We start from the raw sequence: 23,659 nt of genomic DNA, 5'->3' as shown, positions 1-23,659 counted from the left end.
ACCGCGGAGGGATGTGTGAGCGGTTGAAACAGGCGGTCTTGAAAACCGCTATACCCGAAAGGGTATCGGGGGTTCGAATCCCTCTCCCTCCGCCATATTCGCCAGACTTTCTGCCCGCCTTGCGACGGATGCTCGTTACAACAAATAATGAGCTGTGAGCAAAGCAAAGGCTTCCGGCATCACCCAGAAGGTCTGTCTCGAAGAACTCGTCTATCTCGAGTTGCTGCGCACCACTGACTCGCTCTCGCGTGGAATCGTACAAGTACTCAGAGAAGACGACCTGTCGGCCACGCAATACAACGTGCTGCGAATCTTGCGTGGAGCTCCTGATGGGCTTGCGTGCGGCGAAATCGCCAATCGCATGATCACACGCGATCCCGACGTAACTCGTTTGCTCGATCGTCTCGAGAGACGAAAGCTCATCGAGCGGGGTCGGGATCCCCAAGACCGTCGGACAGTTATGGCAAAGATCACGCGTGACGGCCTGAAGATGCTCGCCCGGCTAGATGAACCCATCCTGCAGATGCACCGCCGGCAGTTGGGACACCTCGGGATCAGCCGTTTGCGCGAACTTGCGGAGATGTTGCTAGAAGCTCGCAAGAAGGCGTCGACAGGCTGATTGTGATAACGCAGCCGCAAACACGCGGCTGCCCCATCGGCTAGCACCCCAGCAAGCGCAAAACCGGCGCTTCCCGGGGACCCCGCTCTACCGCCGACGGTTCTGTTAGCTCAATGCGCGATCCAGGTGCGTGTAGCCGCCATCCACAAAGATGTGCTGACCGGTCGTGTGGCCTGCTCGCGGTGAAAGCAGAAATACGGCCATGGCGGCGATCTCTTCGGGCAGTGTCATTCGTTTGCCGAGAGGAATTTTCGCCACGATCATCTTCAGCTTTTCTTCCGGATTTGGGAACGTGTCGAGCCACTGCCGATAGAGCGGAGTCATTACTTCTGCCGGAACGATGGCGTTCACGCGAATTTCGTAGGGCAGTAGCTCTGCGGCCCACTCCCGCGTAAGCGCCAGAATCGCGCCCTTGGAAGAGGCATAGCCCGAAGTACCGCCCTGTCCGGTAATCGCAGTTTTGGAGCTGATGTTCACGATTGCGCCGCGCGCCTGTTTCAAAAAGGGAAGCGCGAAGTACGCCATGTTGTAGTAGTGCAGCAGGTTGCGTTCGAGCGATGCGACGTACTCTTCGGGGCTGCCGTGTTCCAGGCCAACTTTGTCGTTGACGCCGGCGTTGTTGATCAGGGCATCGATTCGGCCCAATGTTTTCTGTGTTTGTTCAATTGCACGCCGACAATCGGCGGCCTTGCTCAACTCGGCGGAAATGCAAAGGCAGCGTCGATTTTTCCCGGTCAGCAGTTTCTCGATTTCTGCGAGCGCCGCCTGGTCGCGATCGACGATCGCTGGAATCGCGCCCTCTTCAGCACAAGCCCGCGTAATCGCGCCGCCGATCCCCTTAGCGCCGCCGGTGATGACTACAACCTTGTCCTTAAGTTGCAAGTCCATAGAAGCGCACTGCATTCCCTCCGAAAATTTTGTCTTTGTCGGCTGAGGAGAAACTCTGAGTGTAGTCGTCGACGATAGCTTTTACCTTGGCATAATTGCCGCCCAGCAGGCACACCGGCCAGTCGGACCCGAACATCAGACGATCCACGCCGAAGGCCTCGAACACCACGTCGAGATATGGCCGGAAGTCGCTTGCCCTCCACCGCTTCCAATCTGCTTCGGTTACCAGACCTGACACCTTGCACCAGACATTCGGATGCCTGGCAATGGCGCGTATGCCACGCGACCATCCATCCAGCTCGCGAGCTTTGATCTGCGGTTTCGCAATGTGATCGACAACGAATTTCTGTTCCGGAAATTGCTGCACGAATTCATTCGCGACGTGCAGATGGCGGGCATAAATCAAAATGTCATACGTGAAACCAAATCGCGAAAGCATGCCGATTCCGCGCAGAAACTCTTTCCTCATCAAAAAGCGATCGTCGGCTTCCGCCTGAACGATGTGACGAAAGCCGCGCAGCTTCCGGGATTGGGAAAAGTGCGCGAGTCGCTCTTCAACTGTATCTTCGAGCAGGTCCACCCAGCCTACGACTCCGGCGACTTCGTGATGGTTTTCGGCAAGATCGAGCAGAAAGCGGGTTTCCTCTTCTGATTGATCTGCCTGTACCGCCACACACGCATCGATACCGTTAGCGCGCAGCTCGGGAAGAAGATCTGCCGGCAGAAAATCGCGCTTCAACAGCGCCATTTCGTCGGTGATCCAGGCGTCTCGAACCGGATGGTAGCGCCAGAAGTGCTGGTGAGAATCGACGCGCATGCTCGGAGGCTCCGAACGAAGCACTACCCGTGCAGGTTCAGAAATCCTCCGTCGATGGGATAATTGCTTCCCGTAATGAAACCGGCGGCATCGGAGCAGAGGAACAGCGCCAGCGATGCGACTTCTTCGGGCTGCCCCATGCGGCCGATGGGCTGCAGCTGCGAGAGTTTCTGCATCATCTCCTGCTCGCGTCCGGGATAGTTCTTACGCAGGAAGCCGTCGACAAACGGCGTATGCACGCGCGCCGGCGAGATGCAGTTGCAGCGGATATTGTGGTTTAGGTAATCGCGTGCAACGGAATACGTCATCGTGAGCACTGCACCTTTGCTCATGCTGTACGCGAAGCGGTCGGCGAGTCCTGCAAGCCCGGCAATGGAGGCGAGATTCAGAATCACGCCACCACCGGCAGCTTTCATAGCGCCGAGCGCCGCGTACATGCAGTTGTAAACGCCCTTCACGTTAATGCGATAAACGCGATCGAATTCGTCTTCGGGTGTGCTCTCCAGCTTCCCAATATGGGATACGCCGGCATTGTTCACAAGAATATTGATGGTGCCTGCAGCCGCAATCCCCCCGAAAACATCTCTGACCTGCTTCTGATCGGAAACATCGCAGAGCGTCCACTGAGCTGTGCCTCCGGCATCGCGAATCTGCTGCGTCGTCTCTTCCGCATTCTTTTTATCGACTTCAATGATGTGGACGGACGCGCCGGCCTCAGCGAAGCTGATCGCGATGGCCCGGCCAATGCCGCTCGCTCCACCGGTGACGACAGCATTCTTGCCGTCCAGCCGAAATGCCGCCGAGTTGTTGCCGTTTGCGCTCAGAGTGAAACGCCTCGCTTCCAGGGGATGAAGTCGTCCTGCCCCAGCAGTTCCGCTTTGGTTTTCACCTCGCCGCTCGCGACCTTCAGAATGAATTCGAGCACTCGTTCGCCGGCTTCTTCCACCGTCTCTTCTCCGGCAATGATCTGTCCGGTATCGATGTCGATAGCGTCGGACATGCGCTGTGCCAGCTGTGTGTTGGTCGAAATTTTGATGACCGGCGCAATGGGATTGCCCGTTGGCGTGCCCAGTCCGGTAGTAAACAGCACGACGTTGCATCCAGCTCCGACTTGCGCGGTGACCGCTTCGACATCACTCCCAGGAGTACAGAGCAGGTTGAGTCCGGACGTGGTTGCGTATTCGGGATAATCGAGAACTCCTGTCACCGGCGAGCTTCCCCCTTTGCGCGCAGCGCCAGCCGACTTCATCGCATCGGTGATCAGACCGTCTTTGATGTTGCCGGGCGACGGATTCATCTCGAAGCCTGCTCGCACGGCCTTTGCGCGCGCCGCATAATCCCGCATGAGCTCGATAAAGCGGTCGGCGACAGCTTGTGTGGTGGCGCGATCGATCAGCGATTGTTCCACACCGCACAGCTCGGGAAATTCGGCGAGCACTGTTTTCCCGCCAAGCTCGGCAAGAATATCTGAAACGTGACCTATGGCTGGATTCGCCGAAATCCCGGAAAATCCATCCGATCCTCCGCACTTCAATCCAACACACAGGCTCGCGAGCGATGTGTCCTCGCGCTTCATTTTGTTGGCCTCGACCATGCCCAGGAAAGTCTCGCGTATCGCCTGCGAGAGCATCGCGCGCTCCGAAGGACTGCGCTGCTGCTCGAGCAGAATGAGCGGCTTGTTGAAGTGCGGATCGCGCTTCTGAATCTCTTCGCGCAGAATGTCCGACTGCGAGTGCTGGCACCCAAGGCTCAACACCGTAGCGCCGGCAACGTTGGGATGATGCAGATAGCCGGCGATGAGGCCGCATAGATTGCGCGCATCCTCGCGCGTGCCGCCGCAGCCGCGCTCGTGCGTGAGAAATTTCACTCCATCGACGTTCTCGAAGAATCCGCGATGCTGTTGCCGGCCATCTTCTGAGGTCTGCTGATAATTTCTAATCGCGTCAACGCGCCCTTCGCGATATAACCGGGCAAGGTCGGAAACCTGCTCGCGATAAACCTGCGGAGGCGCGTATCCGAGTCCCTCATCGAACGCTTTGCGCAACACGTCAATGTTGCGGTTCTCACAGAAGACGAGCGGCACAACCAGCCAATAATTCCTCGTGCCTACCTGGCCATCGGCCCGACGGTAACCGGAAAACGTGCGCTTCTTCCACTTAGCGACATCGGGTGCGTGCCAGTCGTACGTGCCGGTCTTCTGATGAAAATCCGCGGCTTCGTGGCGAAGATTGCGTGTTGTGATCGCTTCGCCGCGGCGGATCGGCTGCATGGCTTTGCCAACGGTCACGCCGTACATGGTGATGCGATCGCCCAGGGCAAAGTCACGCAATGCGAACTTATGTTTAGCCGGAACGCCGGTGACGAGCCTGCAGGTCTCGTTCCCAAAATGAATCTCCTCGCCGGCGCGCAGGTCAGTTAGCGCAATGAGGACATCATCCTGGCGGTCGAGTTTTAAGACGCGAGTTTGTGTCAGTATCTCGGGCAATTGTGTGCAGCCTCTCTGCCGCCAGCGTGCGCGGCAGCAACAGAAACATTTTCAGTCCGTTGTGCAGGAATCACAAGCCATCGTATTGCGTACTGAACCGGCTAAGTCGACTGCTTCGGCGAGTTTGCCAGGAGCAGTCGATCTGTTCCGAATGCGGAAATGCGATCCAAACGGCATTTCGCGGAGTGCGCCGCCAACTCATCGGGTCGGTTAGGGTGAAAGCCCTCAACTTCAGCCCGCGCTTTCCGGCCAAAGTCCAAAAAACAGCGGCTGAACTGCTCGTCTCGCTGATAGTAGCGGCCGCGCGCTCTTATATACTGCCGCCAATGCTCAGAACGAAGGCTCACTTCAACTTTTTTCTTGTAATTTTTTGTCTTTCGCTTAGTTCCCTCGCTCAGAATGCTTCGCCCTGGAAAGTAAAACCGGAATGGGTGCGCGCGCATGAAATGTTCCTGGCCAGCGATGCCATGCGCGGCCGAGGCAGCGCGACACCTGATGAGCTGATCGCGGCGACCTACGTTGCATCGCAATTCGAGAGATTTGGATTAAAGCCCGGCACGCCCGACGGAACCTTCATCCAGCGAGTTGAGTTGGTGCAGCCGGTGATCGAAGGCAAAGCTACGCTCACCGCGCAGACTTCCGGCATCACCTTGGAGCAAGGCAAAGACTTCCTCCTCTCGCGTACGGACGGGCAGGGCTTTTCCGGTCCGTTGCTGAAGGTTACGGCTGCGAATGCGGGCACGGCTCAATTCCAGCCCGGGAGCGTCGTTCTGCTTGGCAGTGATCTTGGGGAGCAGTCTCGGGCCGTCGCGCGCAGAGCCGTCATCGCTGGAGCAAAGGCGCTGCTCCGCATGGATCCCAGTCTCACTGCGGAGAAGATGGAAGCGGCAAGTGAGGAGGGCAGTTCGATCCATCTGCATCTGGCGGGAAGTACTGGCGGAGTAATGGGCGCTGGTTTTAGCGTGGTATCACTCACTTCGAACGCCGGTGATCAGTTATCTGGTTTGTCGGATGGAACGATTGTCTCCCTGCAACTTCAAGCCAAGGACACGCCACGATACAGCTATAACGCCATTGGCGTGCTTCCAGGTAAGAACTCCAGCGCCAACGCGAAGGTTCTTTTGCTCTCAGCCCATCTCGACCACCTCGGAATTGGCACGCCCGTGAATGGCGACTCCATCTACAACGGTGCTGATGACGATGCTTCAGGCACCACGGCAGTCATCGAGCTGGCGCATGCGTTGGCATCGGGACAGCCACTCCAGCGGACGGTTTATTTCGTCTGCTATGGCAGCGAAGAGCTGGGAGGACTTGGGTCGACGTATTTCCGCGAGCACCCTCCGATTCCACTTGATCGCATTGCTGCGAACCTGGAATTCGAGATGATCGGCAATCAGGATCCGAAGATGCCTAAGGGAAAGATGCTGCTGACCGGATGGGATCGTTCGAATCTAGGTCCCACTCTTGTCCAGCACGGAGCGCTGCTGGGGAACGATCCGTATCCCGAGCAGCACTTCTTCGAGCGCTCCGACAATTATCCGCTGGCCCTGAAAGGCGTGGTCGCGCACACGGCCGGAGGATGGGGTACGCCGCCCACGTATCACAAACCTGACGATGATCTCGCTCATCTTGATTTCAACTTCATGACCGAGGCCATTCAGTCTCTGATCGAGCCCCTCCGCTGGCTGGCCAATTCCGACTTCGTCCCGCACTGGCTGCCCGGGAAGCAGCCGCATGCGCGCGAGTAATCGGTCAAGCTCCGGATCTATTTCAAGGAGCCTGTCCCAAAATAGGACGAAATTTTCACTGATAAATCGCTGTTAATTTGACGGTGCGCGGGAAAAATCCGGCTAAGCCATCTGAAATGAAACGCTTACGTGTGGATTTTGACTCTTTCGCTGATAAATCCCTGGTGCCCAGCGAAATTATCGGATTTGGGGCCAAATTCGATGAATTTGTAGCGGAATTGCGGAATCATCGCTGTTCTATTCGCTGATCTTTGCGATATCGAGATAAGTAGATCGCGAACCTTGCCGGAGTTCGCCCTCAGGCAAAGACGCTTCCGGCAGTGGTAGGTTGAGCTTGGCGCTTTCTTTCATCGATTGCCGCCAGCATGGCTTCGTCTTCTGAGAACTTGAACCAGAGCATCCCTTTGGCCTTGGCCTGCTCTTCTTCAGCCTTGGCCAGGTGATCGAGATCGGACTTATCCACGACGCGAACGCCTCGAGCTTCGATGCTTTTCTTGATCTGCTCGGGCGTGGCGCAGGCTTTTTCCGGCGTCGCTTCGAGGTACTTCAGCACGTGCGTCGCACCAACTTCGGCGTCATGGCGCGCGATGCCCACCAGGCCTTCACTGGCTTTGCGCGCCCAGCCGACAACGTAAATACCTTCCATCGCGCAGCAGCCTAGGTTGTCGTAGACCTCGTAGGCGGCGCGCTGCGGATCGGTCGTATCGGGGTTAATCAGATAGCTGTCCGTTCCGTACGGCAGGCCCACGGCAGGATCTGCTACGTCGCCGATGGCGAAGATCATTGTGTCTACGTCGATGTCCGCGGTGCGATCCGTGGCTTTGCAGGCGATGCTGGTGTCACGCTGCACGAGAACATTTTCGGTAACTCGCAGACGGTTGATGCGGCCATTCGGGTCGACATGGATCGAGCACGGCGAACTCAAAAAGCGGAACAGAAGCCTTCCTTCGCCCAAAGCGGGGGTTGCAGGCTTGTTCAAAATTGGGAAAGTCGTTTCGGCAACTTTGCTGGCGTCCTGACCTACGGCCTCAAGCTGCGGGCGAATGCGTTCGAGTTCGGCGTGAAACGCTTCGCGATCGAGATATTGCTCGATGTATGCGAATTCTTTCTTGTCGAACTTGGCCTCAAACGGCCCGCGGCGCGCAACCACGATCACTTCCTCAGCTTTTTCTGGAGCATCAACCAGCAACCAGTGGGCAATATCGACCGCCACGTTTCCCATGCCAATGACGGCGACGCGCTTGCCGGTGGAGAAATCCTGCGAAGTGTACGGCGGGAGTTGATTGTAGAAATAGACGAAGTCCTTGGCTGAATAAACTCCGCGGGCGGAACTGCCTTCAAGGCTCAGTTTCTTCGTGCCCTGCGCTCCAACGGCAAAAACGATGGCAGAGGGATTGAAATCACGGAGATCCTTAATCGAGAGACAGCCATTCTCCGCAATGCACACATGTCCGAAATAATGGACGTTCGGCAATGCGAGCACCTTGGCGAACTGCTTTCGCAGTCCCACTTTCATCTTGTCCTTTGTCGGATAAATGCCGTACTCGGCCAGGCCGCCGGGTTTGATGTCGCGATTGAGGATGACAACCTGGTGACCGGCAAGCGCGATCTTCTGCGCGGCGAACATCCCCGCCGGCCCCGCGCCTACGACGAACACCGTCTTCATGCGTGGTCCTTTTAGTTCAGCCCTGAAATAGTGCTTCTGTCAGCTATTCTCGCCGATGAAGATGGTGTTTTCCAAGAAAGATGCGCGTTGTGAAACGATCGTCGGGGAGGCAAATGTGCGCATGTTTCACTCAGGCGATCGCGACAGCAGTTATCGCTTGAAGGTTAGAGCGGCGAGAGGTCAATCTCCGCGCGTCTGGCGGATGATTTGCTCCATTTGATCGAGATACCCCTCGAGCGCCTTGCGGCCGGCGGCTGTGATCCGGTATTCGGTGCGAGGGACGCGTCCGTTAAAGCTCTTCGTGCATACGATGTATTCAGCTTCTTCGAGCTTGCGTGCATGGACGCTCAGATTGCCGTCGGTGGCTTCGAGCAGACGCTTCAGCTCTGAGAAGGTGAGAGCATCACGAACCGCGAGCGCGCTGATGATGCCCAGGCGCATGCGCTCGTGAATTACGGGATCGAGTTCGGCGGCCGAAGCCTCTTTTCGCACGGCAAGGGAACGCGCGCTCAGACGTGAGTTCTCCGGCGCCAACGACTTTGACTTCAACTTCGGCTGCGTCAAACCTCTCTAGCCTCCATGTCTGCGGGCGATCCACAGCCCGAAAAATATGTGCAGTCCGCCGAATCCCACGGCCATCGCTGCATTAGCCCAACTTGCCGGAAATCCAAGCGCAGCCGTTCCGAACAGAGCAAAACAGATTCCCATTACAGGAATTACTCGCACCGAGAATGCTCCGCCGGTAATCACGGCGACGCCGTAAAGCATCAGCCACATGCCGGGGAGCGCCCGGTAGAAGTGCTCATTCATCATCACAACGGTGAGCACTCCGCCGGCGGCTAACGGCGGCACCAGGCTCAGGGCGCACCTGCGCGCTGGGATGTTGCTGGCCAGCTTTTCGATGCTGCCAGTCTTCTTGACCATTGCGATGAGCGAGATCACGGCGGCAGCAAAGGCTTCACCGAGCCATAGCAAGACCCAATTGGTCTGCGACGCGATGCTCCTCGTCAACAACGCAGTCGCCAGCGCCGTGGTCCCGAGCAGGACCATTCCCCACCCGGGGACGGCAGTGAAGGATGTCGCTCCTTCCATGGTCTGGCGGATGTATTCGAGCTGGTCTAGAACCTCGCGGGAGGGTGGATTCTCAGGCGCGTCTCCAATCAGAGCGCGTGCACGCAGTCGTGCCCCACTGCGCGTTTGCCGGCATTGCTGCATTCAACGAGAATGCTGGAACAGAGGCATAGTGTCAAGTACTTTGCCCCCAAAAGGCCCGCCTGCCGTCCTACGCCTCTGACCTGGGCGTGAATCATGGCAGTTTTGCTCCCCGCACCCTAGAATCGGGTTCATGGAAGATCGCCGTCCATTGCGGCTCACGGAACAGGTGAAAGCTGCGGGTTGAGCGTCGAAGCTGAGTCCGGCGGCGCTGGACACGGTGCTTGGGAAATTAGCCCGGCAACATGACGAAAACCTGCTGGTCGGCTTCGATACCGCCGACGACGCCGCAGTGTACCGTCTTTCGGACGATCTGGCGTTAGTGCAGACGGTCGATTTCTTCACTCCAATCGTCGATGATCCTTACATTTTCGGACAGATCGCGGCCGTGAACTCGCTCAGCGATGTGTATGCCATGGGCGGAATGCCGATGACCGCTCTAGCGATCTCCTGCTTTCCCGATGAGGGTGATCTGGAAGTGCTCGGACAAATGCTCGCCGGGGGGCTCTCCAAGATGCAGGAAGCCGGATGCATTGTCGCCGGCGGACACAGCGTGCGCGATCCCGAAATGAAACTCGGATACTCTGTCACCGGCCGTGTTCATCCGAAGAAATTCTGGGCAAACTCAAAGGCCAAAGTTGGTGATGCCCTCGTGCTCACGAAAGCCATTGGCACAGGAGTCATCTCGACGGCAATCAAAAAAGGCAAAGCGAAGCAGGAATGGATCGATGGCGCCATGGCGTCTATGACGAAGCTCAACAATCGCGCCGTCGAGGTAATCCATCAAGGCGGCTTCACCGTTCATGCTGCGACTGACATCACCGGCTTCGGCATCATCGGTCATGTGCGCGAGATGGCAATAGGCAGCAAGACCACAATCCGTATAGAAGCCGAACGAATCGAACTTTTGCCTGGCGCGCTGGAATGCGTGCGGGCTCGGTACATTCCGGGAGGACTTAATACGAACCGTGACTTTGCAGAATGTTGCGTCGTCTACAAAGGCGAGCGTCCGGAAGAATTGAAGACGCTGCTGTACGATCCACAAACCGCTGGCGGTCTCCTGCTCTCGGTTCCCAGCGAGATCGCGAAGGGTGTAGTTGCCGCGCTGGAAGTCGCTGGGGTGCCGGCTGTGCGGATCGGCGAAGTGCTGCCAAAAGCCGAGAAGGCGATTGAAGTTGTATAGAAAGTAATTCACCACGGAGACACGGGGCACACGGAGAATGTCGAAAGTATCTTTTTCTGCATGGGAGGAAACTCAATGCATTATCGCGAGTTGCGGCCTACACAGAAAAACTCCCAAGGTTCCTCCGTGTTCTCCGTGTCTCCGTGGTGAATAGGTTTTAGATTTACACTATCCCGTCATGCCTACCGCAACACGCGTCGATCCCCTGTCCTATCTCGGCGATCAAATCAGTCAGCTCAAAGAAAAAGGCACATATTTTAGGCTACGTGTGCTCGAAGACGAGCAGGAGCCGGTGTGTACCTTTGACGGCAAGAAGGTCATCAATCTCGCTTCCAACAATTACCTCGGGCTGACCACCCATCCCAAGCTGCGCGAGGCGGCGCTCGAAGCAACCAGGAAATACGGCGTTGGTTCAGGCGCGGTCCGCACCATTGCGGGCACCATGCGCATTCACATGGAACTGGAAGAGAAGATTGCGCGCTTTAAGGACGTTGAGGCATGTGTAGTCTTTCAGTCGGGATTTACCGCGAACGCAGGCACCGTCTCTGCGATTTTGGGAAAAGAAGATTTCATCATTTCCGACGAACTGAATCATGCTTCGATCATTGACGGCGCCAGGCTCTCTCGCGCGAAGATCCTCGTATTTCGCCACAAAGACATTGCTCATGCCGAGGAGCAGCTCGCGTCAGTAAAAGATCAGCCCGGACACAAGCTGCTGATCACTGACGGCGTCTTCTCTATGGACGGCGATATCGGACCTCTGCCCGCACTCTGCCATTTAGCCGAGAAGTACGGGGCAATCATGATGGTCGATGACGCGCACGCATCTGGCGTTCTCGGACGCAATGGTCGGGGTACGATCGATCATTTCAAAGTCCACGGTCGCGTCGACGTTCAGGTCGGAACGCTCTCAAAGGCAATCGGCGCGCTAGGCGGGTACGTCTGCGGCTCGCGCGATCTGATCGACTATCTGTATCACCGCGCTCGTCCATTCCTCTTTTCGACCTCTCATCCACCATCGGTCGCTGCGACCTGCATTGCCGCTTTCGAGGTCCTGGAACAGGAACCGCAGCTCATGGAGAAGCTGTGGGAGAACACGCGTTATTTCAAAAAGGAACTCGGCAATCTCGGCTTCAATATCGGTGGAACGAACACACCTGCGAGCGAGACGCCAATCACGCCGATCATCGTCGGTGAAGGCAAGCTGGCGATGCAGTTCTCGCGCGAGCTGTTCAGCGAAGGAGTGATGGCAACCGGAATCGCTTTTCCAACTGTTCCCGAGGGCAAAGCTCGCATTCGAACGATCATGACTGCGACTCACACGCGTGAGCAGCTCGACCAGGCGCTGGATACCTTGAAGCACGTCGGAAAGCGTCTCGCAATCATCTAATCTCACGAAAGCAGATTTTCTTGAATGACTGCACAGAAGCGTCACGCCGATGAAGGATCGCCAGTCGAGCGGCTGCTTATTTCTATCGAGCGCCTGCGCAAGCGTCACAACTCGAAGAGCGCTCACTTCTTCCGCACCAGCCTGCGTCGTTTTCAAGCTTGGGAGGAGGTGATTCATCCCAAGCTGGATTCGGACAAGAAGAACTCCATGAAGTTCCTCAACAAAATGCGGAAAGCAACCGGAAGGTTGCGCGACAGTGAGGTTCATCTTGATCTGCTCGACAGTCTCGACGGAGTCACTGCAAAGGAGAAAAAGAAAGTTGAAAAAGCTCTAAAGCTCCGGCGCAAGGCTGCGCGCACCAAACTCGAATCGCTGCTCAGCGATGCCGACGTGAAAGCGCATTTGAATCACCTGCGCCTTTTCGGAGAGCCGCCGCTGGCGAGCCGCGAAGCGAGCGAAAATCCGCTGCCCGCAGCCGATCAACTCGCTCTGGACGAATACCGCAGCTTTGTCGAAAGCCGTGCGCCTTTGTCGCCAGATAACTTGCATTCTTATCGCCTCGCCTGCAAAGGATTTCGCTACAAAGCGGAACTGGCCGGCGATACGCCACAGGCTCGAACGCTGATTGACGCGTGGAAGTCGGTTCAGGAGGTGAGTGGCGATTGGCATGATTACCTCACGCTCTCGGAATTGACGGAAGAAGTCTGCGGCGACTGTACCCTGCATTCATTGCTGGTGGGAATGCGCGATAAGAAGTATGACGAGTCGGTCGCCGCGGTTGAGACTGCCGAACGTCAGCTTCTGGCGAGTCCTGAGACGGCCAAGAAGAAGCCCGCCGGCGTGCGCAAGAATCATCGTCGTTCGTCGGTCGCGTAATCTCGGAAAGCAACTCACCGTCTTATGCCTGTCTTTGCCGCCGTTGACATCGGCGCCAATTCGGTCCGTCTAAAAATCGCCGAGCTTAGCCGCAGCAAGCTGAGGGTGATTCACGAAGACCGCGAAGTCACGCGTCTCGGCGAATCGGTCTTTCGCAACAGTGCGCTCGCGCCGGAAGCGATGGCGCAGACGGTGAAAGTGCTTACGCGCTTCTATCGGGCCACGCAGAAGTTTCATGTGGAGCAGGTTCGAATCGTCGCAACGAGTCCTCTGCGCGACTCCAAGAACGCCCGAGCGTTCCTCGAATGGGTGAAATCCGCAACCGGCTGGAAGATCGAGATCATTTCAGGACTCGAAGAAGGACGCCTCATCCATCTCGGCGTCCTCTCGAATTTGCGCATCGAGAACAAAGACGTGCTCCTGTTCGACCTCGGCGGCGGCAGTTGCGAGGTCACCATCTCCGAGCGCGGACACATTCGCGAGATGTTCAGCCTGCCTCTAGGCGCGGTGCGGCTCACGCAGGAGTTTCTGCTGCATGATCCGCCAAAATCGAAAGAAGTTGAACGCATGCGGGAGTATATCGCCGAGCAGGTCAACCGGATCGCGCCGGCCATTCGCAGCTATCGCATCGATCTCGCGATTGCCACTTCGGGAACGGCGGCTGCATTGGCACAGGCCGCGAGATCGATCCAGAAACGATCGAAGTACGCGCACAAAGTCTCGCGCAGCATGACGGCTGGGCTGGCCCGGGAACTGGCTGTTCACTCCCGCAACGAGCGCGAGCGGTATTCCGGAATCGGACCGAGACGCGCCGAGATCATCGTTGCCGGCGCTTTCGTATTCTCCGAGCTAATGAGCGCGTACGAACTCCCTTCTTTCCAGTATTCGCCTTTAGGATTACGGGACGGCCTGCTCGCTCAAATGGCGGCGGACGCCGGTATTGGAGTTCGTGCGCATCGCCAGCTTGAGGCCGAGCAGGAGGATGCTCTCATCGCTTTAGGCAAACGGTATGGAGCCGACGCCCGTCACGCACAAAATGTCCGTGAGCTAGTCCTGCAGCTATTCAAGGCACTGGAGAAGCTGCACGGCCTGCCTGCGGAATACACACAGTGGATTGGCGCGGCGGCGATGCTCCATGAGATCGGTTCGTACGTAAATCGCAACGGGCGCCATCGCCACACGTACTACCTGATTTCCAATTCAGAACTGTTTGGTTTCGCGCCGGAGCAGCGTCATTTGATCGCTGCCATCGCGCGCTACATGGGCAAATCGCGGCCCAGTGAACGCGATCGCGAGTTGAAGAGCCTGCGTCCTTCGGCTCGCGCCTTGCTCGACCGTGCGGTCATCTTGCTGCGGATCGCGCGCGCTCTGAATCAGGGCCGACGCGGCATAGTGCAACAAGTGCGCGCGCAGCAGCGCGGCCCACTCGTGCTTTTGGAATTGCGTGGCAAGTCGGGAATGGACCTGGAAGTCTGGGCGGCGGAAAAAGAGCGCAGCTACTTCCGCGACGTCTTCGGACGGGATTTAGTCGTGCGTCCAGCGCCCTGATCGTTGTTCGTCAGGCTTTTTCCTCGTACGCTCAAGTACTCGTCCGGAATTTCGAATTCTCCATTCCCGTTTGGGGCATTCGAAGCGGTGCTGTCACCGGCATTGGCATCGGCTGCAGCTTTCGCCAGCCGCGGCGTGAGCAGCCAGTCGAGCACGTACTTCTTCTGCTTGCTTTCGATCTTCGCGACTGCGCCCTTCCTCATGTCCACGTGCGCGCGCTCGCCGCTTCCGGCAATTGTCCGTCCAAGAAAGTCGCTGAAGTTGGGATTATGGCCGACCACCAGAATAGATTCGTTCTTCGAGTAATCGCGCAGCATGTCGCGAAAGTGGTCGTACTTGGCCTCAGGACGCAGCGCGTTCTCGATGTGCAGCTTGCCATCGTAGCCAATCTCGTTCGCGATCAGAGCGGCGGTCTGCGTTGCACGCTTCAGAGGACTCGAGATGATGGCGTCTACGCCAACTTCCATCGACGAGAGGACCCGCCCCATTTGCGTACACTGTTGCACACCGTCGGGGTCGAGGGGGCGCTTCTCGTCTTTTTTTCCGCTGAGTTTTTTCTGACCTGCGCTAGCGTGGCGAACGAAGTAGATGATCATGCCTGCTCAACTCGGTGACGCGGACGTGGTCGCTGCGAACGCACCGGAATGGGGGGAATCGATGCGAGCGACGCGCTGCCCTCGGCTAATGCTATCAGGAACTCCTGCGCGTTGAAGAGTGGGCGCAGCCTTCTACGTCGGCCTCCGCGTGCCAGTTCACTGGCGCGAATGTAGTCGCCGGAAGATTGCAGTACGCGGGCCTTCGCGGTGTCGGCCAAATACGATTCGAGAATCTCCTGGCGTACCCGCTGCTTCAGCAAGGGATCGAAAACCGGAAAAACAACCTCCACGCGCTCGTAAAGATTGCGCGGCATCCAATCGGCGCTGCCGAGATAGAGTTCTTCCTCGCCGGCGTTGGCGAACGAAAAGATTCTGCTGTGCTCCAGAAATCTGCCGACAATGCTGCGCACACGAATGCGATCGCTGATTCCACGAACGCCCGGGCGAAGCGCGCACATACCGCGCACAATGAGATCAATCTCGACTCCAGCCTGCGACGCACGATACAAGGCCTGAATCACCGGCTTGTCGAGAAGCGCATTCATCTTTCCGATAATGCGTGCCGGACGACGTGCGCGAGCATGATCTGCCTCCCGTTGAATCAACGCGATAGTGCGCTCGGCGCAATCGACAGGCGAGACGAGCAGCGGGTCGTAGTGCGCGTGATCGGCATAGGCGGTGAGGAAATTGAAGACCTCCTGGACGGCTTCGGTAATTTCTTCGTTTGCAGTCAGCAGACTCAGGTCGGTATAGAACCGGGCGGTCACCGCATTGTAGTTGCCGGTCCCAAGATGGGCATAACGGCGCGTCACGCCGTCAGGATCGCGGCGCACCAGCAGGGTGAGCTTGCAATGCGTCTTGAGTCCGACCAGGCCATGGAAGACCTGCACGCCTGCATCTTCAAGGCTGCGGGCCCAGCGAATGTTCGAAGCTTCGTCAAAGCGCGCTTTCAGTTCGACCACCACCGTGACTTCCTTACTCGCGGCCGCTTCGATCATCGCTTGCACAATGCGCGACTCCTCGCCCGTCCGGTAAAGAGTCTGGCGAACGGAGATCACGTTCGGATCTTTGGCTGCAGTCTCAATGAAGCCGACTACGGCATTGAACGAGTCAAAGGGATGGTGCAAGAGGATGTCGTGCTTGCGAATTTCCTCGAAGATGTCGCGCGCTTTGCCGGTGAGATGCAGTTCGCGCGGCACGAACGGCCGGAATTTCAAATCGGGACGCGGCGTCTGCTCGTGAATGCTCAACACGCGCGAAAGATTCACTGGCCCGGGAGTGCGAAATACCTGCCATTCTTCGAGTCCAAAATTACCGCGGAGACGCTCAACGATCTCCGGAGCCGCGCCATCATCGATTTCAAGTCTCACCGCATCGCCCTTACGACGGTTGTGCAGCTCAGTTCGTACTGACTCGAGCAGATTGCGCGACTCTTCTTCCTGCAAATAGAGATTGCTGTTGCGCGTAACGCGAAAGGCTGCGGCGGAGATAATCTCGTACCCGCGATACATCTTCGCAGCATGGGCTGCCACCAGATCAGCAAGGAATACGTAATCGTGGGTGCCTTCGTCAGAAGGCACGCGCAGGATGCGGGGCAGCGAACGCGGCACCGTAATCACACCCATGTAAACCGCCGAAGATCGCCGGCGCCGACGCAGCAGGAATGCCAGGCACAACGCTTTGTTCACGACACGCGGAAACGGGTGCGCTGGATCGATCGTAATGGGCGTAAGCAGCGGATCGACCTCGCGCTCGCAATACTCTTCAAGAAAATCGGCGGCGTTGGTGTCGAGATCGCTCAGTGCAAGGATGCGAATGCCGTTCTCGGCCAGCGCGGGACGCAGGTGGTCGTTCCAGGACGAGTACTGAGCATCGACGAATTGCTTTACGTCTTTAATGACGAGCTCAAGTTCCTGCTCCGGAGGCAATCCATCAGGCCCAGGAATGATGTAGCCGTCTTCAATGCGCTGCAGAAGGCCGGCGAGGCGAACCTCGAAGAATTCATCGAGGTTGGACGCTGTAATGCTGAGAAATTTCACCCGCTCCAACAGCGGATTCGATTCATCTTCAGCCTCTTCAAGAACACGCTCGTTGAACTTGAGCCACGATAGTTCACGATTCAGGAAGTAGTCAGGTTTATCAGTCGAGAGAGGCGGCATGGTCGGCCTAAGAGCGGGGAGGAACGCCAGTTGGGCTCAGAAAAGTGTAACGCACGGCGACCGACCTCGAATTGGCAGCCTGATGGGTGAATGGCTTAGCAAACCGGCGTAAAGCCATATAAGTGTTCCGATGTGCGAAGGCCCACAACCGTGCGGCATCTGATAGGTTCACAGTTTCGGGAAGAGTGGTCGAATGGAACCGCTCTGGCAAGTTGCGGGTCAGTAAAGGCTTAGCCGAGCTGCGAGCACAAAAGGCCCTTCAGCACGAACTCTATAGTTAGTATTAAGCAGAATTTCTGAGGGAACAAGGATGTTCTCTGGTATACTATGCCCGCGTTAGATGCACGGTTGTGAGCAGTCCTCGCCTTAAAGCTGGTCCTGCCTGAAGTATCCTCCGCTTGACATCTCAGCGTAATTCACAAGATTAAAGGATTAGAGAGCAACACTATGGAACAAGGTACAGTTAAGTGGTTCAACGACGCTAAGGGCTACGGATTCATCAGCCGCCAGAACGGCGAAGATGTTTTCGTGCACTTTTCGGCAATTCAGGCCAACGGATTTCGCAGCCTGAAAGAAGGCCAGCCGGTGCAGTTCACCGTCGTGAAGGGACCCAAGGGTTGGCAGGCAGAGAGCGTCCAACCGCTCTAATCCTGAAATACCGGAACACCAGGGGCGACCGAAAGGTCGCCCTTTCGTTTTTGGGGTGGACTCAGTGGACTTGGTGGACTTGATGGACTGCGCGCGTTGCCGAACTGTGGTGAATTCCCGTAAACTAGAAGTTCCCGGAAAACTCGCGGAGAGGCTCCGTGTGCCCCGGTGATCCAAGGAAGGTTTTACTGTGAAAGAGAAGATTCATCCCGCTTACAACGAGATACGCGTCATGTGCGCGTGCGGGAACAGCTTTACCACCCGATCCACCCATAAGGGCGATATCCACCTGGAAATCTGCTCTAATTGCCATCCGTTCTTCACCGGCAAACAGAAGCTGGTCGATACCGCCGGTCGCGTTGAGCGCTTCCGCCGCAAGTACGCCAAGTCAGAGCAGGCGGGCGCGAAGACAGGCACGAAATAAGACAAGGGAACAGGGGACAGGTTACAGGGAACAGGGCGGCTCAGAGCCACCGCTTCTTTTAGCTGTCCATCCTGTTGGCTTTAGCTGCACATCCGGTCAGCGGGAAGTACTCCCTTTGTGCTTTTCCCTGTACCCTGTCCCCTGTAACCTGTTCCCTAACCGTGCGCAAATCCTGGGACAACCCGATCTCCCATGCCATGCCGGCAGACGTCTGCGTGCCGGCGGAGGTGCGTATTGGGAACGTTCGTGTGGCTCCTGCCACCGTTCTGGCTCCCATGGCGGGTGTTACGGACACCGTGTTTCGTCGCTTTATCCGCAACGCTAGCCTGTTTACAAGTACTAACGAAGATCGCCCCCCGCTACCGCAGGGGGTTCTGAGTTCACGGGTCGAGGCTGACATCACGAACGTTCAGTCCGGCTGCGGGCTGATTATGACTGAGTTCACCTCGGCCGACGGGCTGGCGCGGTGCCGCGAGTCGCGTCGCAAGCGCTATCTCACGTTCTACGATGACGAGCATCCGATCTCGGCGCAGCTCTTTGGCTCTGATCCAACGATCGTGGCCGGCGCTGCGCGTGTTGTCGAAGACCTCGGGTTTGACCTGGTCGATCTCAATCTCGGCTGTCCGGCCAAGCGGGTGGTCAAGTGCAATGGCGGATCGGGATTGCTGCGCGATCTGCCGCAGATTCAGCGCATCTTCGAAGCGGTGCGCTCGGCGGTGAAGATTCCGTTTACGGTGAAATACCGGCTGGGCTGGTCGGACTCGGAAATAGTGTGTGTGGAACTCGCACGTCTAGCTGAGAATTGTGGATTGAATGCCGTCGCTCTCCACGCCCGCACTCGCGAGCAAGGCTACAGTGGGAATGCGCGTTGGGAATTCATCGCGGCGGTAAAGAGTGCTGTTAAAATTCCCGTTATAGGAAATGGGGACATTCGCACTCCCGAGGATGCGGGGGCAATGGTCGCGCAGACCGGATGCGATGGCATTATGATCGGCCGTACCGCGCCATCAAATCCGTGGATCTTCCGCCAAATCGCCGAGTACACCGCCTCAAAGCAGGCGACCGGCGTGGGCACGTACACGCAGCCGACTGAGTACGACCGCTACCAGATGATCCGCACCTACTTCGCCATGCTTATTGCTGAGGAGTTACCAGATGCGGTCGGCAAGATGAAGCAGTTCGCTTCGTGGTTTACGCATGGTGTAACGAACGGCAGTTATCTGAGAAAAGCCGTCTACGAAGCGAAGTCGGCTAACGAAGTTCTAGGCCGCGTGGACGAATTCTTTGAGCAACATCTAGGTCGACCACAGCACGAACAAGCGATTGTCCCTTCAGTCCTTGCTGCGGCGTTCTGACTCGATGTCAGAGCATTTTTCTCCATACCTGATCCAATCGTGATGTACGGCACAGCTCGCGTGAAACTCCGCCGAGGCTCCAACTCAAACGACCATGGTTAACCCTGTCATTCCTCGCGCCGCAGCGACAGAGTGCCTCCTGCCAAGACTTGGGTTCGCGGCGCGGGGAACCTGCTGTTTTAAAGGCAAAATGAAACAGCAGATCCCCCGGAGCGCACGCCAAATTGTGAAAAATCGAGACTTCATCGCGGCGCTCCGAAGGATGACAGTGCAGGGAAGGTCAGGCTTTTCAAACTCAGTCTATGGCAAGTGAAACATGCTTTAACAGCAGCGCAATCTTCGGTCAAGAATTCGCATCCGATCTCTCCAGCTTTCGATAGTCGTCTTGAATTAACCCCAGGCAATGGACATCGTGAAGTTCACCGAACCCGCAGCGGTATGCGCTACGGTGCAGACCCTCCGATCGAAAGCCTAGCTTCTGCACTAGCGACAAGCTCCGATGATTGTCGGGCAAGATGCGCACAAACACCCGTTCGAACGACAATCTAAGAAACGCGAAGCGCAAAAGTGCGTGGATGGCCTCGGTCGCATAACCGCATTGTTGCCAGGTTCCGCCAATGAAATATCCCAGCTCGGCCCCAGGAATTTGCCAAGATATGTTCTTCACCTGGATCTGGCCGATTTGATCGGCTTGATCGTTGCGCCAGATGCCATAGCAGAAGGTCTTCCGCTCATTCCATTGTTCGCGTTTTTCGGAGACGAATGAGGCGGCGTCTTCGAGCGTTCGTAGCGCGGCGATTTGCGCGAATTCTCTGACCAGACGGTCTCTGTCGCTACTTACCAGTCTTAAAATGCCAGGAGAGTCTGCCGGGCGGTAACGCCGCAAGACCAGCCGGTCCGTTTTCAAAAGTTCCGGAAAATTCTCGCGAGACATGTTCTGATTTTCGCAGAGCTCGCAACCCATCTTCTTATATTTACCCTGGCGCTCTTCGCAAAGTTCTCGGGTGTAAACTACCCTTTTGCGGCGCTTCTGCCGCCCGATTCCTTCCTGAGGGCCATTCATGGCAGCTACCGTTGACACTATCTCCACGATTTCTTTGCGTTCGCCGCAGGGCGAGTTCCGCAACTGTACGCACACTGACTTCGGCCGCGAGGAGAATGCCCGCAGCATGCGCGACGCTCTGCGGTCGGTGGGTGCGCAGCTCGGGACCGAGTACGACCTCGTCATCGGCGGCGAGATGGTGCGCACCAAGGACAAGATCAAATCGCTAAATCCGGCGAAGCCCTCAGAGGTTGTCGGTATTCATCAGAAGGCCGGGGCTGAGCACGTTGACCCGGCGATGCAGGCGGCGCTGCGAGCTTTCGAAAGCTGGAAAACGACTTCCTGGGAAGAACGCGCGTCTCTGCTGCTGAACGCGAGCGCCATCATTCAATCGCGCCGTTTTGAGTTCAATGCCTGGATGGTCTACGAAGTCGGCAAGAACTGGGCGGAGGCAGATGCCGATACCGCTGAAACCATCGACTTTCTTGAGTTTTATGCGCGCGAGGCGCTGCGGCTTTCCCGCGCTGAAGCTCCGGTGCAGCTTCCCGGCGAGCACGACCAACTCCAATACATTCCGCTCGGCGTAGGCGCGGTAATTCCCCCTTGGAACTTCCCTTTCGCAATCATGGCAGGGATGACTTCGGCGGCGATCGTCTCCGGGAATACCGTAATTCTGAAGCCTTCCAGCGATTCACCAACAATCGCCGCGAAATTTTTCGAAGTGCTGCAAGAGGCAGGCATGCCCGACGGCGTCGTCAATTTCTGTCCCGGATCGGGAGGCACTTTCGGCAATGCCCTGGTCGAGCATCCGAAGACTCGCTTCATTGCTTTTACGGGTTCAAAAGAAGTTGGCCTCGACATAAACATGCGCGCCGCGCAGCCGCGCAAAGGACAGATCTGGATCAAGCGGACCATTTTGGAAATGGGCGGCAAGGATTCAATCGTCGTGCAGGCTGACTGCGATCTCGAAGCAGCGGTCGAAGGCGTGGTGGCGTCGGCATTCGGGTTCAACGGACAAAAATGCTCAGCGTGCTCGCGCGCGATTGTCGAAGAGCCAATCTATGATGTGTTCCTGTCGCGCCTGCGCGAGCGTGTGAGCCGGCTTACGCAGGGCGATCCCGCCGAGAACAAGAACACAGGACCGGTAGTGAATGAAGGAGCGATGAAGTCGATTCTCGAGTACATCGAAATCGGCAAGAAAGAAGGTCGGGTGATTGCCGGCGGCGGCCGTGGCGAGGGCGAGGGTTATTACGTTCAGCCAACCGTGATCGCCGATGTCGCTCCGAATGCGCGCATCTCCCAGGAGGAGATTTTCGGTCCGGTGCTCGCCGTGATCAAAGCTCGCGATTTCGAAGAATCGCTTGCGATTGCAAATAATACCGAATACGGACTCACCGGAGCGATTTACACGTCGTCCCCGGAGAAGATCGAGATTGCCAAGCGCGACTTCCACGTCGGCAATCTTTACATCAATCGCAAGTGTACGGGAGCGATGGTCGGCGCGCATCCGTTCGGCGGTTTTAATATGTCGGGCACGGACTCGAAAGCCGGTGGACCGGATTATCTGTATTTGTTCACGCAGGCAAAATCGATAGGAGAGAAGGTGACGCGATAATGGCGACGATGACATCTCCGCATCAGACTCAGCGCTCTGGAGCCGAAGCAAGAATGGCGCGGCCACTTTCGGCCGTCGATCCAGAGGTTTTCACCGCGATTGAGAACGAGCAACGCCGTCAACACGAAGGCTTGGAGCTGATCGCGTCAGAAAACTTTGTCAGCGAAGCGGTGATGGAAGCCGCGGGCAGTGTCTTCACCAACAAGTATGCCGAAGGCTATCCCGGCAAGCGTTATTACGGCGGGTGCGAGTTCAGTGATGTTGTCGAGAATCTAGCTCGCGATCGTGCCAAGCAGCTCTTCGGCGCCGATCATGCTAACGTGCAGCCGCACTCAGGCTCGCAAGCCAACGCTGCGGCGTATTCTTCTGTCCTTCAGCCCGGGGATACCATTTTGGGACTCGATCTCGCCCATGGCGGGCACCTTACGCATGGCCACAAGCTGAATTTCTCCGGCAAGTTGTATCGCGTCGTTTCCTATGGAGTCCGGAAAGACACGGAAACGATCGATTACGACGAGCTCGAGCAGATCGCGCAACGCGACAAGCCGAAGTTGATCATCGGCGGAGGCAGCGCGTATCCGCGAACGTTCGATTTTCCACGCATGAGAGCGATTGCGGACGCCTGCGGCGCACTGCTGCTCATCGACATGGCGCACTTCGCCGGACTCGTTGCTGGCGGTGTACATCCTTCGCCAGTTCCGCACGCGCAATTCGTAACTACGACCACACACAAAACTCTACGAGGTCCGCGCGCGGGAATGATTTTGTGCAAACAGGAATACGCTGCGGCCGTTGATAAGAACGTATTCCCCGGACATCAAGGTGGTCCGCTCGTACACATCATCGCCGCCAAAGCGGTCGCGTTCAAGGAAGCGCTCGAACCCTCGTTTAAGGAGTACGCCCGCCAGATCGTCGCCAATGCGAAAGTTCTGGCGCAGACCTTGAAGGATGCAGGCTATCGCATCATCTCCGGCGGGACTGATACCCACCTCATGCTGGTTGATGTCTTTGCCAAAGGCATGCTTGGCAGCGAAGCCGAAGCGGCTCTAGGTAAAGCTGGAATCACGGTCAACAAAAACGCAATTCCTTTCGATACAAATCCACCACTCAAACCCAGCGGCATCCGCATCGGCACGCCCGCAATGACTACGCGCGGAATGAAGGAACCCGAAATGGAACAGATCGGGCGCTGGATCGCCGAGGCCCTCGAACATCGATCAGACGACAAGGTGCTGGATCGCATTCGCCATCAGGTGTTCGAGTTGGCGGAGCAGTTTCCGTTGTACGCGGAACGGCGAGCGAAGTAAACGTAGGGCCAGCCGCCGTGTCATCGACGCGAGCGAAGCGAAGCCCAAAGCGCCGTAGGCGCGACATATGTGTAGCCCAGC

At 57.1% G+C, this 23,659-nt stretch carries 21 protein-coding genes and 1 tRNA gene; 13 read left to right on the top strand and 9 right to left on the bottom strand.

Annotated features, from left to right (window positions below; all coding sequences use genetic code 11):
- The first annotated feature begins 5 nt into the window (after nucleotides 1–5).
- Together VFU50_15875 and VFU50_15870 are read left to right on the top strand one after the other, a co-directional pair.
- Nucleotides 6–95, top strand: a tRNA-Ser gene (locus VFU50_15875).
- Between the two features lie 59 nt (nucleotides 96–154).
- Complete coding sequence (locus VFU50_15870) at nucleotides 155–619, top strand: MarR family transcriptional regulator (protein ID HEU5234340.1); 465 nt, start codon at nucleotides 155–157, stop codon at nucleotides 617–619.
- A gap of 105 nt (nucleotides 620–724) precedes the next feature.
- Here the strand turns inward: VFU50_15870 and VFU50_15865 are convergent, their stop codons facing one another.
- From VFU50_15865 to VFU50_15850, 4 genes are read right to left on the bottom strand one after another with little or no spacing between them, the layout of a single operon-like run.
- Nucleotides 725–1,507, bottom strand: a complete 783-nt coding sequence (locus tag VFU50_15865) for an SDR family oxidoreductase (GenBank protein HEU5234339.1) — start codon at nucleotides 1,505–1,507, stop codon at nucleotides 725–727.
- The gene (locus VFU50_15860; GenBank protein HEU5234338.1) at nucleotides 1,491–2,324 is read right to left on the bottom strand and encodes an amidohydrolase family protein; all 834 of its coding nucleotides are present in this window, start codon (nucleotides 2,322–2,324) and stop codon (nucleotides 1,491–1,493) included. The genes VFU50_15865 and VFU50_15860 overlap by 17 nt, the downstream gene beginning before the upstream one ends.
- A gap of 23 nt (nucleotides 2,325–2,347) precedes the next feature.
- Entirely contained in the window at nucleotides 2,348–3,112 is a 765-nt protein-coding gene (locus VFU50_15855; protein HEU5234337.1) for a glucose 1-dehydrogenase, read from the bottom strand.
- A gap of 32 nt (nucleotides 3,113–3,144) precedes the next feature.
- Nucleotides 3,145–4,809, bottom strand: a complete 1,665-nt coding sequence (locus VFU50_15850) for an altronate dehydratase family protein (GenBank protein ID HEU5234336.1) — start codon at nucleotides 4,807–4,809, stop codon at nucleotides 3,145–3,147.
- A gap of 326 nt (nucleotides 4,810–5,135) precedes the next feature.
- Here VFU50_15850 and VFU50_15845 point away from each other — a divergent pair, with 326 nt between their 5' ends.
- Nucleotides 5,136–6,557: a M28 family peptidase gene (locus tag VFU50_15845; GenBank protein HEU5234335.1), complete on the top strand. Its 1,422-nt coding sequence runs from the start codon at nucleotides 5,136–5,138 to the stop codon at nucleotides 6,555–6,557.
- Between the two features lie 298 nt (nucleotides 6,558–6,855).
- On the opposite strand, the gene VFU50_15840 is transcribed toward VFU50_15845, so the two are convergent.
- From VFU50_15840 to VFU50_15830, 3 genes are all read right to left on the bottom strand, one after another.
- Entirely contained in the window at nucleotides 6,856–8,223 is a 1,368-nt protein-coding gene (locus VFU50_15840; protein HEU5234334.1) for an FAD-dependent oxidoreductase, read from the bottom strand.
- Nucleotides 8,224–8,403: 180 nt separating this feature from the next.
- On the bottom strand, nucleotides 8,404–8,787 hold the full coding sequence (locus tag VFU50_15835) for a transcriptional regulator (protein HEU5234333.1): 384 nt from the start codon (nucleotides 8,785–8,787) through the stop codon (nucleotides 8,404–8,406).
- A 6-nt stretch (nucleotides 8,788–8,793) separates the two neighbouring features.
- Nucleotides 8,794–9,438, bottom strand: a complete 645-nt coding sequence (locus VFU50_15830; GenBank protein ID HEU5234332.1) for a hypothetical protein — start codon at nucleotides 9,436–9,438, stop codon at nucleotides 8,794–8,796.
- A gap of 193 nt (nucleotides 9,439–9,631) precedes the next feature.
- Between VFU50_15830 and selD the strand changes: the two genes are divergently transcribed.
- The 4 genes from selD (at nucleotide 9,632) to VFU50_15810 (ending at nucleotide 14,432) form a co-directional block, all read left to right on the top strand.
- Nucleotides 9,632–10,618 (top strand): selenide, water dikinase SelD, encoded by a 987-nt coding sequence (selD, locus tag VFU50_15825; protein ID HEU5234331.1) that lies wholly within the window; start codon nucleotides 9,632–9,634, stop codon nucleotides 10,616–10,618.
- A 178-nt stretch (nucleotides 10,619–10,796) separates the two neighbouring features.
- Nucleotides 10,797–12,008 carry a glycine C-acetyltransferase gene (locus tag VFU50_15820; GenBank protein HEU5234330.1) on the top strand — a complete coding sequence of 404 codons (1,212 nt, stop codon included), beginning with the start codon at nucleotides 10,797–10,799 and terminating at the stop codon, nucleotides 12,006–12,008.
- A gap of 24 nt (nucleotides 12,009–12,032) precedes the next feature.
- Nucleotides 12,033–12,884 (top strand): CHAD domain-containing protein, encoded by an 852-nt coding sequence (locus VFU50_15815; protein ID HEU5234329.1) that lies wholly within the window; start codon nucleotides 12,033–12,035, stop codon nucleotides 12,882–12,884.
- A 24-nt stretch (nucleotides 12,885–12,908) separates the two neighbouring features.
- Nucleotides 12,909–14,432: a Ppx/GppA phosphatase family protein gene (locus VFU50_15810; protein ID HEU5234328.1), complete on the top strand. Its 1,524-nt coding sequence runs from the start codon at nucleotides 12,909–12,911 to the stop codon at nucleotides 14,430–14,432.
- On the opposite strand, the gene VFU50_15805 is transcribed toward VFU50_15810, so the two are convergent.
- Both VFU50_15805 and ppk1 read right to left on the bottom strand, forming a co-directional pair.
- Complete coding sequence (locus VFU50_15805; protein ID HEU5234327.1) at nucleotides 14,381–15,028, bottom strand: phosphoglycerate mutase family protein; 648 nt, start codon at nucleotides 15,026–15,028, stop codon at nucleotides 14,381–14,383. The genes VFU50_15810 and VFU50_15805 overlap by 52 nt on opposite strands.
- Complete coding sequence (gene ppk1 / locus VFU50_15800) at nucleotides 15,025–17,187, bottom strand: polyphosphate kinase 1 (protein HEU5234326.1); 2,163 nt, start codon at nucleotides 17,185–17,187, stop codon at nucleotides 15,025–15,027. Before ppk1 ends, VFU50_15805 begins: the two co-directional genes overlap by 4 nt.
- A 447-nt stretch (nucleotides 17,188–17,634) precedes the next feature.
- Here ppk1 and VFU50_15795 point away from each other — a divergent pair, with 447 nt between their 5' ends.
- The 6 genes from VFU50_15795 (at nucleotide 17,635) to glyA (ending at nucleotide 23,578) form a co-directional block, all read left to right on the top strand.
- On the top strand, nucleotides 17,635–17,835 hold the full coding sequence (locus tag VFU50_15795; protein HEU5234325.1) for a cold-shock protein: 201 nt from the start codon (nucleotides 17,635–17,637) through the stop codon (nucleotides 17,833–17,835).
- 190 nt (nucleotides 17,836–18,025) lie between these two features.
- Nucleotides 18,026–18,259 carry a 50S ribosomal protein L31 gene (rpmE, locus tag VFU50_15790; GenBank protein HEU5234324.1) on the top strand — a complete coding sequence of 78 codons (234 nt, stop codon included), beginning with the start codon at nucleotides 18,026–18,028 and terminating at the stop codon, nucleotides 18,257–18,259.
- A gap of 161 nt (nucleotides 18,260–18,420) precedes the next feature.
- Nucleotides 18,421–19,614, top strand: a complete 1,194-nt coding sequence (gene dusB / locus VFU50_15785) for a tRNA dihydrouridine synthase DusB (protein ID HEU5234323.1) — start codon at nucleotides 18,421–18,423, stop codon at nucleotides 19,612–19,614.
- Nucleotides 19,615–20,113: 499 nt separating this feature from the next.
- Nucleotides 20,114–20,380 (top strand): hypothetical protein, encoded by a 267-nt coding sequence (locus tag VFU50_15780; protein ID HEU5234322.1) that lies wholly within the window; start codon nucleotides 20,114–20,116, stop codon nucleotides 20,378–20,380.
- A 295-nt stretch (nucleotides 20,381–20,675) separates the two neighbouring features.
- Nucleotides 20,676–22,271 (top strand): L-glutamate gamma-semialdehyde dehydrogenase, encoded by a 1,596-nt coding sequence (gene pruA, locus VFU50_15775; GenBank protein HEU5234321.1) that lies wholly within the window; start codon nucleotides 20,676–20,678, stop codon nucleotides 22,269–22,271.
- 53 nt (nucleotides 22,272–22,324) lie between these two features.
- Nucleotides 22,325–23,578: a serine hydroxymethyltransferase gene (gene glyA / locus VFU50_15770; GenBank protein HEU5234320.1), complete on the top strand. Its 1,254-nt coding sequence runs from the start codon at nucleotides 22,325–22,327 to the stop codon at nucleotides 23,576–23,578.
- The last annotated feature ends 81 nt before the right edge of the window (nucleotides 23,579–23,659 follow it).

It is taken from the genome of Terriglobales bacterium, from assembly GCA_035764005.1.
Lineage (GTDB): Bacteria > Acidobacteriota > Terriglobia > Terriglobales > Acidobacteriaceae > Gp1-AA112.
This window is presented reverse-complemented; position numbering and strand designations above follow the sequence as displayed.

Bases quoted from the DNA above. Each gene is read 5' to 3' on its own strand.
- VFU50_15795 (HEU5234325.1), top strand. From the start codon at position 17,635: ATGGAACAAGGTACAGTTAAGTGGTTCAACGACGCTAAGGGCTACGGA.
- VFU50_15840 (HEU5234334.1), bottom strand. From the start codon at position 8,223: ATGAAGACGGTGTTCGTCGTAGGCGCGGGGCCGGCGGGGATGTTCGCC.
- VFU50_15820 (HEU5234330.1), top strand. From the start codon at position 10,797: ATGCCTACCGCAACACGCGTCGATCCCCTGTCCTATCTCGGCGATCAA.
- VFU50_15830 (HEU5234332.1), bottom strand. From the start codon at position 9,438: ATGCAGCAATGCCGGCAAACGCGCAGTGGGGCACGACTGCGTGCACGC.
- VFU50_15860 (HEU5234338.1), bottom strand. From the start codon at position 2,324: ATGCGCGTCGATTCTCACCAGCACTTCTGGCGCTACCATCCGGTTCGA.
- glyA (HEU5234320.1), top strand. From the start codon at position 22,325: ATGGCGCGGCCACTTTCGGCCGTCGATCCAGAGGTTTTCACCGCGATT.
- pruA (HEU5234321.1), top strand. From the start codon at position 20,676: ATGGCAGCTACCGTTGACACTATCTCCACGATTTCTTTGCGTTCGCCG.
- VFU50_15810 (HEU5234328.1), top strand. From the start codon at position 12,909: ATGCCTGTCTTTGCCGCCGTTGACATCGGCGCCAATTCGGTCCGTCTA.
- VFU50_15845 (HEU5234335.1), top strand. From the start codon at position 5,136: ATGCTCAGAACGAAGGCTCACTTCAACTTTTTTCTTGTAATTTTTTGT.
- ppk1 (HEU5234326.1), bottom strand. From the start codon at position 17,187: ATGCCGCCTCTCTCGACTGATAAACCTGACTACTTCCTGAATCGTGAA.
- VFU50_15780 (HEU5234322.1), top strand. From the start codon at position 20,114: ATGATTGTCGGGCAAGATGCGCACAAACACCCGTTCGAACGACAATCT.
- VFU50_15815 (HEU5234329.1), top strand. From the start codon at position 12,033: ATGACTGCACAGAAGCGTCACGCCGATGAAGGATCGCCAGTCGAGCGG.
- VFU50_15865 (HEU5234339.1), bottom strand. From the start codon at position 1,507: ATGGACTTGCAACTTAAGGACAAGGTTGTAGTCATCACCGGCGGCGCT.
- VFU50_15805 (HEU5234327.1), bottom strand. From the start codon at position 15,028: ATGATCATCTACTTCGTTCGCCACGCTAGCGCAGGTCAGAAAAAACTC.